Consider the following 13195-nt stretch of genomic DNA (forward strand, 5'->3'; position numbering starts at 1 on the left):
TCAGATGCGTGCGGTGCCGAGCGCCATCCAGCGGCTGCGCCACTGGTGGGTGACGCTGCGCAGCAGCCCCCAGGCGAGCAGGGCGATACCAGCGAACAGCCACAGTCCCGGCGCGTAGCTGCCGCTGTGCTGCTTGATCACGCCCAGCCCCGCGGCGAGCACGAAGCCGCCGACGCCGCCGGCCATGCCGATCAGTCCGGTCATCAAGCCGATTTCCCGGCCGAAGCGCTGCGGCACCAACTGGAACACTGCGCCGTTGCCGGCGCCCAGGCACAGCAGCGTGAGGATGAACAACAACACCACGCCCGCGGCCCCGCCGACCCCCAGTGCGGCGCCACCGACCAGCAGCGCCACCGACAGGTACACCGCGAGCAGGGTGCGCGTGCCGCCGATGCGGTCGGCGATCACGCCGCCGATCGGGCGCATCACCGAGCCGGCCAGCACGCAGGCCGCGGTGGCCCAGCCGGCGATCTTCGGCTCGAAGCCGAACTGGTCGTGGAAGTAGCCCGGCAACGCGCTGGCGAAGCCGACGAAGCCGCCGAAGGTGATCGCGTAGAAGAACATGAACCACCACGAGTCGCGGTTGCCGACCAGCACGTGCGCGTAGTCGCGCAGGCTCTTGCGCGCGACCGGCACCGGCGCGTCCTTCGCCCACAGCGCGAACACCACCAGCACCACCAGCAGCGGGATGCAGGCCAGGCCGAACACGTTGCGGAAGCCGAACATCGTCGCCAGCAGCGGCGCGAACAACGCCGCGAGCACGGTGCCGGAATTGCCGGCGCCCGCGATTCCCATCGCCGTGCCCTGGTGCTCGGGCGGGTACCAGCGCGAGGCCAGCGGCAGCGCCACCGCGAACGAGGCGCCGGCCACGCCCAGCATCAGCCCCAGCAGCAGCACCTGGCCGAAGCCGTGCACGCCGAGCGTCCACGCCACCATCAGCGCCGCGATCACCAGCGTCTGCGCCAGCAGTCCGGTACGCCTTGCGCCGATGCGGTCGGCCAGCAGGCCCAGGAACAGGCGCAGCACTGCGCCGGACAGGATCGGCACCGCCACCATCAGCGCGCGCTGCTGGGTGTCGAGCAGCAGCGCCTCGGCGATCTGCACCTGCATCGGGCCGAGCAGGTACCAGACCATGAAGCTCAGGTCGAAATAGAGGAAGGCCGACAGCAGCGTGGGCGTGTGCCCGGCCTGCCAGAAGGAACGATTCATCCGCGCACTCTCCGTGGGAGGAGGCCGCCGTTGCCGGGTACAACCACACCCGCGCGGGCCGCCGGAAAAGGAAGGGCGAAAACGAAAAACGGCGTCCTCCGGTGGGGGCCGGAGAGACGCCGTTGTCGGCGACCTTCGGCCGCCGTTGGCCTCGGGTCGTAATCGGGTTGTCGTGGACGCGGCTTTGCGCCCGACTTGTATTGCAACGCAACATGCGTGCCAGCCCCTCCCTGCGTGGAGGGGGCTTTGGATTCAATCGGTTGCGTTCAATTGGCGACCGGAGGCGAGACCGATATCCCCGAAATTGTGCGGGATCTGCACCAATGCGGTGCGGATCGGTGGCCTGCGATCCCGTAGGAGGGCCTTCAGGCGCGACAGGGCCGCCATGGGGCGTGCACCCGCACGATCTGGGCAGGTGGTCGCGGCTGAAGCCGCTCCTACAGGGTGTTTGGGCGGAGCGGCGGGACGGGAATGCGACGCGGCCCGGGCCTATTCCCAGCGCATGCCGTCGAACAGCAGGCTGGCGCGCGAATCGCCGCGTGGCAGCGGCACCCCGACCTGCAGCGCGGCCAGCCGGTAGCTGTCGAGCCGATGGATCTCGGCCAGCAGGGCGTCGTCGCCGCCGGCGTCGGGCGGCAGCCAGCCCCAGCGACGGAACTGGTGCAGGAACCAGCGCCCGTCCGACAGCCAGGGGAAGTTGACGTCGCCGTCGCCGTGGAAGCGCAGGCGGGTCGCCCAGGCATCGCCGGACGGCAGCAGCAGGCAGTCGGACAGGCAGGCGACGGGGAGATCGATGGCGCCGTCGTCGGCCAGCCACTGCGCGGCCTGCGCGCGGTGGCGCGGATCCTCGTCCAGCCAGCGGCAGGCTTCGAGCACGGCCGCGGTCAACGCGGTGGCGGTGTCGGGTTCGAGCGCGGCGAACGCGCGCCGGCAGGCCAGCACCTTCTCCGGGTGCCCGGGCCAGAGCTCGCCGCTGCGGATCACGCGCGTACCGGCGCCCAGGGTTTCGGCCTGCGCCGCCCAGGGCTCGCCCGCGCAATAACCTTCGATCTCGCCACGCGCCAGCGCCGCAGGCATCTCCGGCGGCGGCAGGGTCACGGCCTGGACCTCGTGCAGCGGGTCCACGCCCTGCGCCGCGAGCCAGTAGTACAGCCACATCGCGTGGGTGCCGGTGGGGAAGGTCTGGGCGAGGACCGGCCGCCGTGCCGGTACGTCCAGCGCCTCGCGCAGCGGCGCGCCCGCGCGCAACCGCTGCGCCGCCCCGGGCGCGAGCACGATCGCCTGCCCGTTCTGGTTGAGCACCATCAGCACCGCCATCTGTTCCTGCGGGCCGCCGATCCCGGTCTCGATGCCGTAGACCATGCCGGCCAGCGCGTGCGCGGCGTCGAGTTCGCCGGACAGCAGCTTGTCGCGCACCGCCGCCCACGATCCCTGCCGCCGCAGATCCAGGCGCAGGCCGTGGCGGTGGTCGAGGCCGAGGCGCACCGCCGCCACCAGTGGCGCGCAGTCCACCAGCGGCATGAAGCCGATGCGCAGGGTGCGAAGCGGTCCGGTGGGCATGGGCGTCATCCGAGCAGGTCCGCCATCGACAGGATCCGCCGCGCCACGTCGGCCAGCTTCAGGTTCTGCCGCATCGCCTGTTGCCGCAGCGCCGCATAGGCATCGCGTTCGCTCATGCCGCGTTTCTCCATCAGCAGGCCCTTGGCCTGGTCGATCAGCTTGCGGTCCTGCAACTGCTGCTGCACGCCCTCGAGCTGCTGGCGCAGCTGCGATTCCTGCTCGAAGCGCGCCAGCGCCACCTGGATGATCGGATGGAGCCGCGACGGCGAAAGGCCATCGACGACGTAGGCGGCGACGCCGGCGCCGACCGCGGCGCGGATCAGCTGCTCGTCGCCGTTGGCCGAGAACATCACCACCGGTCGCGGCGCGTGCCGGTGCAGCATCGCCAGCTGCTCCAGCGCATCGCGCGACGGCGAGTCGACGTCGAGGATCACCACGTCCGGCAGGTGCGTCTCCACCGCCTTGAGCAGCGCGCTCACGCCGTCGACCACGCCCAGCACCTCGTGGCCGGCGTCGACCAGCGCATCGCGCAGGTCGCCGATCGGCTTGGCGGTGTCGTTGATCAGCAGGATCCGTGGCATGCCCGGGCGGCGGCTGGCTGGCGGCGGGGAGGGGTTGGCGCTATGTTGCCTTGCAACATAAGCGCTGGCGCCGAGGTTTGCCAAGGGAGACGCGATGCCGCTCTATCCCCTGTTCGCCGATCTGGCCGGCCGCGAGGTGCTGGTCGTGGGCGGCGGCGAGGTCGCCGTGCGCAAGATCGAGGCGCTGCTGCAGGCCGGGGCCCGGGTCCGCGTGCATGCCCGGGCCCTGCACCCGACGCTCCAGAGCTGGCTGGTCGAAGGGCGGCTGGACCGCCTGGAGGGCGAATTCGACCCGGCCTGGATCGACGCCGCGTGGCTGCTTGTGGTCGCCACCGACGACGGCGCCTTCAACGCCGCGCTGGCGGCGCAGGCCACCGCCCGGCGCACGCTCGCCAACGTGGTGGACGACGCGCGGCTGTCGAGCTTCCAGGTGCCGGCGGTGATCGACCGCGCGCCGCTGCAGCTGGCGATCTCCTCCGGCGGCGCGGCGCCCATGCTGGCGCGGCGGCTGCGCGAGCGGCTGGAGATCGAACTCGATCCCTCGCTCGGCGCGCTGGCCGGGCTGTTCGCGCGCCATCGCGACAACATCCGCGAACGGCTGCCCGACCTGGACCGCCGCCGGCGCTGGTTCGATGCGGTGATCGACGGCGCCGTGCCCGCGCTGCTGCGCACCGGCCGTGTGGAGGATGCGGAGCGCGCCTTCGCGGCGATGCTGGATCCGGCCCGCATCGCCCCGGCCGGCGGGCGCATCAGCCTGGTCGGCACCGGACCGGGCGATCCGGCCCGCCTCACCCTCGGCGCGTTGCGGGCGATGAATCTGGCCGATGTGCTACTGGTCGATGCGGGCGTGGCCGCGGCGGTGCTGGCGCTGGCGCGCAAGGATGCGCCGCGCGAGCCGGCGCCGACGGATCCGGAGGCTTGCCGCGCGCGACTGGCCGAGCATGCGCGCGCAGGACATCACGTGGTGTGGCTGCGCCCGGGCGACGGCTTCCGCGAACCGCCGTTTGCAAGACTCGCGCAGACGCTGCAGCGGCTGGAATGGCCATGCGAGATCCATGCCGGCGTCGCCCCGGACCACGGCGACGCGCCAGGCGCAACCTGATCCCGGGGCGGCCGCGATCGTCGCCGGGTCGCCGGGCCCTAGTCGCCGGCGCCGCCTGCCATGGCCGCGGAGGACACCAGCGCCTGCAATTCCTCTTCCAGCGTCGCGATCCGCGCCGACAACCGCGCGGTCTCGACCGGGCTGACGTGGGCCAGTCCGTCCAGCAGTTCCGACAACTGCAGCAGCCGCTTGCGGTGGTCGCGCACGTCGAGGCGGCTGCGGTGGCCGCGCAGGTCGCCGACTTCCGCTTGCGGGTCGGGACGACGGTAGTGCTCGCGCAGCACCAGCCACAGGCGGCGGGCGATGCGCGCGTCGGCGTCGCTCCAGGGCGCGCTGCTGCCGCGTACGGTTTCGCGCCACGCGGCGAAGCTCGCGCGCGGACCGATCCGGCTGCCGTCGCCGGCGACCACGAACGGTGCGTCCGGTCGTCCGGCCCAGCGCACGTCCTCGATCTGCTCGCAGCGGAAGAACAGCAGCCATTCGTCGCTGCCCGGGTCGAGCGGCAGCGCGAACACGCCGGCGATGCCGTCGGCAGCCTCCGGGCCCGGGTTCCAGTCCTCGGCGCGGTCGGTCATCGCCGGGGCCGCCGCATGCGCCTCGCGCGCCAGCCAGGCCAGCAGGTCGGGGATGCGTTCGGCGGGCGGCGTGCGTCCGGCGCCATGCCAGCGGCCGGACTGCAGCAGGGCCACGCCATCGCAGGCGACCGCGCGGCGCAGCAGGTCGAGCTCGGCGGCGATCGCGAGGCGGGCATCGCTGGCGTTCGCCAGGCGCAGCGCCAGGGTATCGCGCACGGCCCGCGCGCCGTCCTCCACCGCCGCCGCTTCCTGCTGTTCGCGCGCGGCGACGCGCATCGAGACGAACAGGCCGAACAGGTCGGCCGCGGCGCGTACGCCCGGCGAGAGATGGCGCACGCCGCGATGGTGGCAGGCGATCAGCCCCCACAACCGGCCGCTGGCGACGATCGAGATCGACATCGACGCGCCCACGCCCATGTTGGCCAGGTATTCCAGGTGCACGGGCGATACGCTGCGCAGCGACAGCTGACCCAGGTCGAGCGGTTCGCCGCGCGCACTGCGGTCGGGCAGGACCGGGACCGGCGTGTAGTGGGCATCCGGAATCACGCGGATACGGTTGTGCAGGTACAGCCGGCGCGCCTGCGGCGGGATGTCCGAGGCGGGATAGCGCATGCCGAGGTAGGCGGGCATCGCGGAGTCGCGCGACTCGGCCACCACGTCGCCGGAATCGTCGTGGCGGAAGCGGTACACCATCACCCGGTCGTAGCCGGTGAGCAGGCGCACCTGTTCGGCCACGCGCTGGTGGAAGCCTTCGTCGTCGCCGCCCTGCGCGACCCGGGTGATCATCGCCTGCGCCACCACCGTTGGCGAGCGCTCGCCGGCGCCGCGCACGTGCGGCTCGATCTCGATGTGCACCAGTCCCTGTGCGACGTGCACGCTGACCTCGCACAACGCGGCCAGCGGGCCGATGTTCGCCACCGCCGCGCGCTGGGCCTGCGCGCCGGGTTCGGCGAACCCGATCGTCTCGGCGATGGTCTGAATCACGTCGTCGGTGATGAACTCGCGCAGCGAACGGCGCAGCATCTGTTCCGGAGGCGCGCTGGTGAGCGCTTCGATGTTGGCCGAGACATGGTGGATCGACCAGTCCGGCAACCGGCAGCTGATCAGGTATCCGTGCGGCTGGATCGCGCCCGGGAGGTGGATCGGCTCGCTGGCGCAGGCGTCCAGCGCGCGTTCGAGTTCGGGGGTCATGCGCGCTCCTTGTCGGCTGCAACGGGAAGATGGTCGAAGCTGCGCTCGAAACAGGCCTGGACCAGCGCAAACGCGCTGCGCGCGCCGTCCTCGGCCTGGGCCATGCGCGACGCATCGCCGGCATCGAGTGCCGACAGCCGCGCCTGCAGCGCGGACCAGTCCTCCGCGGCCGCGTGGCGCGCCAGGAAACCGGCGCCGCGCCTGCGGTCGAAGCCGAGCCGCTGCGCATCGCGCAACAGCACGCGCGCGCCCATGCCGCTGCCGGCCATCACGTAGTTCCAGCCCAGCCGCGTCGCCGCACCGGACGCCGGGGCGCGCACGCCCTCGGCCGCGAGCGGCGCCAGCGCCAGCGAGGACAGGTCGCCGGCCAGCCACGCCGAATGGCGCGGCGTCGCCTCCACCGCGATCTCGAAGTCGGTCGCGAAGCGGTGCATGCCCAGCACGTAGCGGCGGTAGGTGGCGACCGAATCCAGGCCGCGCGGGAACAGCGCGTCCACCCGCGCGTGCAGGTCGGCGGTGGCCTCGCGCAGGCGCATCCGCGCCATGCCTTGCTGCGGTCTGGTGGTCGTGCCCGGGGCGCTGGATCCGATGATGCGGCGCAGGATACCGGCCCGACCTTGCAGCGACGCCGGGCCGCGCGCGACGCGTTCAGGAAGATGAGCAGGGCGACCGAATCCGCGCCCTCGCTACAATGCGCGTCTTCACGAACCTGTCCCGCACCCGTGTCCTTCCCCGACTACGACTTCGCCAGCCATCGTTTCGAGGTTCGTCCCGGGATCCGTCTGCATTACCTGGACGAGGGGCCGCGCGACGGCGAGGTGGTGGTGGCGCTGCACGGCAATCCGTCGTGGAGCTATTGCTGGCGACACCTGGTGCATGGACTGCGCGACCGCTACCGGGTGATCGTGCCCGACCATGTCGGCATGGGCCTGTCGGACAAGCCCGACGACGATGCCGACGCGCTGCCGCGCTACGACTACACCCTGCAGTCGCGCGTCGACGACCTGGCGGCGCTGCTCGCGCATCTGGGCGTCGACGGCCCGATGACGCTCGCGGTGCACGACTGGGGCGGCATGATCGGCTTCGGCTGGGCGCTGTCGCACACGGCGCAGGTCAGGCGCCTGGTGGTCCTCAACACCGCCGCGTTCCCGATGCCGCCGGGCAAGCCGATGCCGTGGCAGATCGCGCTCGGCCGCGACTACCACGTCGGCGAGCTGTTGATCCGAGGCTTCAACGCGTTCTCCGCCGGCGCGTCCCGATTCGGGGTCGAGCGCATGATGTCGCGCGAGGTGCGTCGCGCCTACGTCGCGCCTTACGACAGCTGGAAGAATCGTATCTCGACCGTGCGCTTCATGCAGGACATCCCGCTGACCGAACGCGATCGCGCCTGGCCGCTTGTGGCCGAATCCGGGCGGCGACTGGGCGAATACGCCGACCGTCCCGCGTTCCTCGGCTGGGGCCTGAAGGACTTCGTGTTCGACCGGGATTTCCTCGCGCGTTTCCGCACCGCGCTGCCGCAGGCCGAAGTACACACCTTCGAAGACGCCGGCCACTACGTGCTGGAAGACAAGCACGAAGTGCTGGTGCCTGAGATCCGCGCCTTCCTCGATCGCCATCCCCTGTAGGAACGCCTTCAGGCGCGATCGCGATCGCGAGGTCTCTCGGGATCCTGTGCGCAATGGCGGCGGGCCGCGGATCGCGGCTGAAGCCGCTCCTGCATGGCTGAAGGTCAGGCTGCCCTGGTAGGAGCGCCTTCAGGCGCGACCGTTGCCGGGTAACCGGTCGTCACCTTGTGCGGGAGCGGCGCCAGGCGCGACCCATCCCCGGGGCAACGGGTGTGCGTGTCGCCAGGCCATGGCGCTCCCGGTCTTCGGCCGCCCCGCATGCACGGCACGCGCGTGACCGGTCAGGCGGCCGGCGGCGGTAGTCCGGTCGGCGGCGTGCAGTCGCCGTTGCCATCGCCACGGTCCAGGCCGTCGCCTGCCCCATCGCGCCAGCGCCAGTCGTCGACGCCCAGCAGCTCGAGGCCGTGCGCCAGTCGCGCCCGGTCGCACTGGTCGCTGGCGCGGCCGTGTTCCCACGAGGCCTCGACCTCGCGGCATACCGACGGCCGGTGCGGATGGATCGTGCAGCGCGAATACGCGCCGATCCGCGCATCCAGCGCAACGCAGCGGATCGGGTCGGAATAGGTGCCGCGCATGCACAGGCGGTGCGCGTCGAGCCGCTCGGTGAGCGCCGCCGGCACGCCGCCGGGTGTCGCCTCGTCGGACTCCATCCAGTGGAAGGCGACGCGGTACTGCGTGCAGCAGGCGCCGCAGGTCAGGCAGGGGTGCATGGGAAGCCGGGCCTTGCGCGGCGCGAGCGGGGAGGGTGCGCCATTGTCCCGGCGCCGCGTCCGTGCGCAAGGGTCCCCGGGGCGATAATGGCGCCTCTCGCGAACGCGGACCCCGCGCATGGTGCAGGAACACGACGCCGGATCGACCGGCCCGGCCATCCCCGGCCGGGTATCGGGGGCCGCAGCCGATGTCGACAGGGCTTCGCCCGGGCGCGCGCCATCGCCCTGCAACATTGCTGCCGCCCTGCCGCAGCTGGCGGCGCAGGCGCCGGAGCGGGTCGCCATGCGCTGCCCCGGCCGCGACGGTCGCTATGCGGTCTCGCTGACCTACGGCGAACTCGATTCGCGCAGCGACGCGATCGCCGCCGGCCTGGCCGCACGCGGGATCGTGCGCGGCACCCGCACCGTGTTGATGGTGCGGCCGACGCCGGAGTTCTTCCTGCTGATGTTCGCGCTGTTCAAGGCCGGCGCGGTGCCGGTGCTGGTAGATCCGGGTATCGACCGGCGCGCGCTGAAGCAGTGCCTGGGCGAGGCGCGGCCGGAGGCCTTCATCGGCATCCCGCTGGCGCAGTTCGCGCGCGTGCTGCTGGGCTGGGCGAAAGCGGCGCGCACCAGCATCACCACGGGCCGGTTCGCGTGGCTGGCCGATGCCACACTGGCGCGGATCGAGCGCGAGGGCGCAGCCAGCGGCCCGCAGCTGGTGGACACGCAACCCGACGATGTCGCCGCGATCCTGTTCACCAGCGGCTCCACCGGCGTGCCCAAGGGCGTGGTCTACCGCCACCGCCATTTCGTCGCCCAGATCGACATGCTGCGCGACGCGTTCGGGATCGCGCCCGGCGGCATCGACTTCCCGACCTTCCCGCCGTTCGCACTGTTCGATCCCGCGCTCGGCCTGACCTCGATCATCCCCGACATGGATCCCACCCGCCCGGCGGAGGCCGATCCGCGCAAGCTGCACGCGGCGATCGGGCGCTTCGGCGTCGACCAGCTGTTCGGCTCCCCGGCGCTGATGCGGGTGCTGGCCGATCACGGCGCGCCATTGCCGACGCTGCGGCGGGTGACCGCTGCCGGCGCGCCGGTGCCGCCCGATGTGGTGGCGAGGATGCTCGACCTGCTGCCGGAGGATGCGCACTTCTGGACGCCCTACGGCGCGACCGAATGCCTGCCAGTGGCGGTGATCGAGGGCCGCGAACTGCTGGCGCTGCGCGAACGCACCGAACGCGGCGCCGGCACGTGCGTCGGCCGTCCGGTGCCACCGAACGAGGTGCGCATCATCAGCATCGGAGACGATCCGATCGAGGCGTGGTCGGAAGACCTTCTGGCCGCGCCCGGCGAGGTCGGCGAGATCACGGTGGCGGGCCCCAGCGCGACAGACAGCTACTTCAATCGCGACGCGCAGACGCGGTTGGCGAAGATCGTCGAGGCGCTGCCTGGGGGCGGTACGCGCGTGATCCACCGCATGGGCGACCTCGGCTGTTTCGACGCCGATGGCCGGCTCTGGTTCTGCGGCCGCAAGTCGCAGCGGGTCGAGACCGCGGACGGGCCGCTGTACACCGAGCAGGTGGAGCCGGTGTTCAACACGCATCCAGAGGTGCACCGCACCGCGCTGGTCGGGATCGGGCCCGCGGGTCGGCAGGTGCCGGTGCTGTGCGTGGAAGCGAACGCGGGCGTGGCGCAGGCCGGGCAGGCGCGCATCGCCAACGAGCTGCGACGCCTCGGTGAAGGCTTCGTCCACACTGCACGCATCACCCTGATCCTGTTCCACCCCGGCTTTCCGGTCGATATCCGCCACAACGCGAAGATCGCCCGTGAGACGCTGTCGGCCTGGGCCGCGACGCGTGTCGGCTGAGAACGCCAAAGCGTCGCCTGCGTCATGGCGTCTCGACGATCTGCATATCGATGTCGCGCGGCAACGCGTCGTCCGTGACGACGGGCGCGTGCTGGAGGTCGCGGGCCTGAGTTTCCGCCTGCTGCACTACCTGCTCGGGCGGGGCACGCGCGTGGTGGGCTTCGACGAACTGATCGACCGGGTCTGGGCGCCGGCGCACGTGGGCGAGGAAACCGTGACCCAACGCGTGCGCCTGCTGCGCCAGGCACTGGGCGACGATGGCCGGCAGCCGCGCTACGTGCGCTCGGTGCGCGGGCAGGGCTACCAGCTGTGCAGCGAGCCCCGGGCCGAGGCCCCTTCTCTCGATTCGCGGTCGACAGCGTCATCAGTACACAGGCCTCACGCCTCGCGCCTGGCCGCTGTCGCGCTGCTGCCGATGCTCGGAGTGCTGGCCTGGTGGCTGTGGCCACGATCCGACGCGCCCGTCGTTTCGCCGCTGTCGCAGCGCGCCGCCTACTATGCCGGCATCGGCCAGCAGGCCAACAACGAGCGCGCGATCGCGCTGTACCGGCAGCGGCTGCAGGAATCCCCGGATGATACGGACGCGCAGCTCGGCCTCAGCCGTGCCTACAGCGCGCGCCTGTGCCTGTACAACGGCAGCGCAGACGACGCGGTGCAGGCCCAGACGCTGGCCGACGCCGTGATCGCGCGCCAGCCGAAGACCGCTGCGGCCTACGCCGCCCTCGCCTATGCACACGACTGCCGTGGCGAGATCCCCGCCGCGCTGGCCGGCTACGAACGTGCGGTGCAACTGGATCCGGCGGCCGACGGCAGCCGTGCGTCCGCCGCGTACCTCTACGCGCGCCAGGGGCGGATCGCCGATGCGCTGGCCGCCAACCTTGCGGTGCGCGAGCCGGCTGGCGTGCGCTTCCTGGACCTGCAGATCGCGTCCAACCTCGATCTGCTGGGGTACGCCGCGGCGGCAGAGGCGCGCTACCGGCGCAGCTTTCAGCTGTATCCGGACAACGTGTTCTCGAACCTGGCCTGGCCTACGTTCCTGTACGGGCGCGGCCGCAGCGACGAGGCGCAGACGGCGCTGGACCAGGCCTTGTCGCGCGGCACCGAGCACCCTGGCCTGCATCTGCTGGCCGCCGAACTGGCGCTGCTGCGCGGCGACACCGCGGCCGCGCGCGACGCCGCGGGACGGGCGCACGCGCTCAGGCCGCATGCGAGCTTCCCGGAGTCCGTCGCCTGGACCGCCGGTGCCGAAGGCCGACCCGATGCCGCCGCACTGCGCGAACGCGCGGCCGCGCTCGGCGCCGGCCTCGCCCGCGGCACCGATCCCTTCGACGGTGTCGAGGCGGCGCTGCTGCATGCACTGGCCGGCGACCGCGACGCGGCAGGCCGGTCGCTCGATGCCGCAGTGGCCGCCGGCTTCCGCGACGCCGGCTACCTGCGTGTGTCGCCGCTGTTCGCGGACCTGCGCGACGCGCCGGCATTCGACGCCGCGTTGCGGTGTATCGACGAGGCGCTGGCCGCCGAGCGCGCCGCGGTACTGGCCTCCGGCCGCCTTCCGGACGATGCAACCGACGCTACGGCAGGGCGCTGAGGACATAGTCCGAGAACAGTTTCCGCGACTCGGCATGCATGCCGCGCTGGTTGTAGCGGGTGCGCGTGATGACCACGACCAGTTGTTCCTCCGGCACGACGAACACGTAGTTGCCGCCATTGCCCGACATCGCCCAGGCATGCAGCGGCCGGTCGCCGGCCGTGAACGGGAACCGCCACATCTGGTAACCGTAGTCGGCATCGAACGGCGTTTGCGCGTGCACCTGCGACATCGCCCGCACCCATTGCGCCGAAACCACCTGCCGTCCGTTCCAGCGGCCGCCATCGACGATCAGCTGTCCCAGTTTCGCCAGGTCGCGGCTGCGGTATTCGGTGCCACCGCCGCCCATGCCGGTACCTTCGGAAGACCGGTGCCAGCGCGAGACCCGGATGCCCAAAGGCGCTTCGAGCGCCTCCCTGGCGAAGCGTGCCAACGACACCCCGCTGGCGCGCTCGACGATGGCGCCAAGCAGGAACGCGTTCGCCGTGCAGTAGGCGAACGCGCGGCCATGCGGGCTGTCGGCCGGGCGCCTGGTCCACGCGGCATAGCCGCGCTCTGGCAGGTCCAGCGCGAACTGGATCCAGTCCGCGCTGACGTACATCCTCTCCTCGTGGCCGGCAGAGAAGTTGTTGTTGTCGTCGCACTCCCATTGCGCGCTCATCGTCAGCAGGTCTTCGATGGTGACGGCGCGTTTGAACGTGCCGGGGTTGCCGGGCGTGCGCTCCGGGAAGAAGTCGAGCACCGGCCCGTCGACGCCGGCGATCAGGCCGCGGTCGATCGCGTTGCCGACCAGCAGCGCGGTCACGGTCTTGGTCAGCGAGCGCGTGTTGTGGAGGGTCTGCCGGTCGGCACCGTTGAAGTAGGCCTCGTGGACCAAGGTGCCGCGATGGACGACCAGGAGGCTCGTGGTCTCCGGCGCTTCGCCGCCGGCGATGGCGGCATCCAGCGCCGCCAGGCGCGCCGTGTTCCAGCCGCGTCCGCCGGCATCGGCGACCGGCCAGTCGTCGTCGGCAGGTTCCGGTGGAAGCGTCGCCGCTGAGGCGGCGAGTGGCGGCAAGGCGAGCGCGGCGAGCAGGACGAGGCGCGGCAGCAGGTGCATGGGACGACTCCGGTCGAGGAAGCCGCCACTGCAACGGGGTCCGGAATGAAATGCCTGATGCCCGAATGAAGATTTCTGAAGTCGTGCCGGATCAGTGGCTTGC

The 13195-nt window shown here is 71.8% G+C and carries 11 protein-coding genes; 4 read left to right on the forward strand and 7 right to left on the reverse strand.

From position 1 onward, the window contains the following. From JMO03_RS12170 to JMO03_RS12180, 3 genes are all read right to left on the reverse strand, one after another. Positions 1-1170: a nitrate/nitrite transporter gene (locus JMO03_RS12170; protein WP_202843881.1), complete on the reverse strand. Its 1170-nt coding sequence runs from the start codon at positions 1168-1170 to the stop codon at positions 1-3. A gap of 528 nt (positions 1171-1698) precedes the next feature. Then, positions 1699-2769 carry a CmpA/NrtA family ABC transporter substrate-binding protein gene (locus tag JMO03_RS12175; RefSeq protein WP_202843662.1) on the reverse strand — a complete coding sequence of 357 codons (1071 nt, stop codon included), beginning with the start codon at positions 2767-2769 and terminating at the stop codon, positions 1699-1701. A 5-nt stretch (positions 2770-2774) separates the two neighbouring features. After that, positions 2775-3350 carry an ANTAR domain-containing response regulator gene (locus JMO03_RS12180; protein ID WP_202843664.1) on the reverse strand — a complete coding sequence of 192 codons (576 nt, stop codon included), beginning with the start codon at positions 3348-3350 and terminating at the stop codon, positions 2775-2777. A gap of 94 nt (positions 3351-3444) precedes the next feature. On the opposite strand from JMO03_RS12180, the gene JMO03_RS12185 reads away from it, so the two are divergent. Then, positions 3445-4452, forward strand: coding sequence for a siroheme synthase (locus JMO03_RS12185; RefSeq protein ID WP_202843666.1), 1008 nt, complete (start codon positions 3445-3447; stop codon positions 4450-4452). A gap of 38 nt (positions 4453-4490) precedes the next feature. On the opposite strand, the gene JMO03_RS12190 is transcribed toward JMO03_RS12185, so the two are convergent. Both JMO03_RS12190 and JMO03_RS12195 read right to left on the reverse strand, forming a co-directional pair. Beyond that, positions 4491-6218, reverse strand: coding sequence for a GAF domain-containing protein (locus JMO03_RS12190; protein ID WP_202843669.1), 1728 nt, complete (start codon positions 6216-6218; stop codon positions 4491-4493). Next, entirely contained in the window at positions 6215-6763 is a 549-nt protein-coding gene (locus JMO03_RS12195; RefSeq protein WP_202843670.1) for a biliverdin-producing heme oxygenase, read from the reverse strand. Before JMO03_RS12195 ends, JMO03_RS12190 begins: the two co-directional genes overlap by 4 nt. A gap of 177 nt (positions 6764-6940) precedes the next feature. On the opposite strand from JMO03_RS12195, the gene JMO03_RS12200 reads away from it, so the two are divergent. Further along, positions 6941-7843 (forward strand): alpha/beta fold hydrolase, encoded by a 903-nt coding sequence (locus JMO03_RS12200; protein WP_202843672.1) that lies wholly within the window; start codon positions 6941-6943, stop codon positions 7841-7843. A gap of 281 nt (positions 7844-8124) precedes the next feature. Here JMO03_RS12200 and JMO03_RS12205 read toward each other — a convergent pair whose 3' ends face one another. Next, positions 8125-8553 (reverse strand): YkgJ family cysteine cluster protein, encoded by a 429-nt coding sequence (locus JMO03_RS12205; protein ID WP_202843674.1) that lies wholly within the window; start codon positions 8551-8553, stop codon positions 8125-8127. Between the two features lie 118 nt (positions 8554-8671). Here JMO03_RS12205 and oleC point away from each other — a divergent pair, with 118 nt between their 5' ends. Together oleC and JMO03_RS12215 are read left to right on the forward strand one after the other, a co-directional pair. Next, positions 8672-10405, forward strand: coding sequence for an olefin beta-lactone synthetase (gene oleC / locus JMO03_RS12210; protein WP_202843676.1), 1734 nt, complete (start codon positions 8672-8674; stop codon positions 10403-10405). After that, on the forward strand, positions 10395-11993 hold the full coding sequence (locus tag JMO03_RS12215; protein WP_202843678.1) for a winged helix-turn-helix domain-containing protein: 1599 nt from the start codon (positions 10395-10397) through the stop codon (positions 11991-11993). Before oleC ends, JMO03_RS12215 begins: the two co-directional genes overlap by 11 nt. Here the strand turns inward: JMO03_RS12215 and JMO03_RS12220 are convergent. Further along, positions 11977-13092 carry a serine hydrolase domain-containing protein gene (locus JMO03_RS12220; RefSeq protein ID WP_202843680.1) on the reverse strand — a complete coding sequence of 372 codons (1116 nt, stop codon included), beginning with the start codon at positions 13090-13092 and terminating at the stop codon, positions 11977-11979. The genes JMO03_RS12215 and JMO03_RS12220 overlap by 17 nt on opposite strands. Between the last annotated feature and the right edge of the window lie 103 nt (positions 13093-13195).

The organism is Luteimonas saliphila (assembly GCF_016774335.1).
GTDB classification, from domain to species: Bacteria; Pseudomonadota; Gammaproteobacteria; order Xanthomonadales; family Xanthomonadaceae; genus Luteimonas; species Luteimonas saliphila.

Coding starts and splice junctions, on each gene's coding strand:
- JMO03_RS12175 (WP_202843662.1), bottom strand. CDS start 2,769: ATGCCCACCGGACCGCTTCGCACCCTGCGCATCGGCTTCATGCCGCTG.
- JMO03_RS12180 (WP_202843664.1), bottom strand. CDS start 3,350: ATGCCACGGATCCTGCTGATCAACGACACCGCCAAGCCGATCGGCGAC.
- JMO03_RS12185 (WP_202843666.1), top strand. CDS start 3,445: ATGCCGCTCTATCCCCTGTTCGCCGATCTGGCCGGCCGCGAGGTGCTG.
- JMO03_RS12190 (WP_202843669.1), bottom strand. CDS start 6,218: ATGACCCCCGAACTCGAACGCGCGCTGGACGCCTGCGCCAGCGAGCCG.
- JMO03_RS12195 (WP_202843670.1), bottom strand. CDS start 6,763: ATGGCGCGGATGCGCCTGCGCGAGGCCACCGCCGACCTGCACGCGCGG.
- JMO03_RS12205 (WP_202843674.1), bottom strand. CDS start 8,553: ATGCACCCCTGCCTGACCTGCGGCGCCTGCTGCACGCAGTACCGCGTC.
- oleC (WP_202843676.1), top strand. CDS start 8,672: ATGGTGCAGGAACACGACGCCGGATCGACCGGCCCGGCCATCCCCGGC.
- JMO03_RS12220 (WP_202843680.1), bottom strand. CDS start 13,092: ATGCACCTGCTGCCGCGCCTCGTCCTGCTCGCCGCGCTCGCCTTGCCG.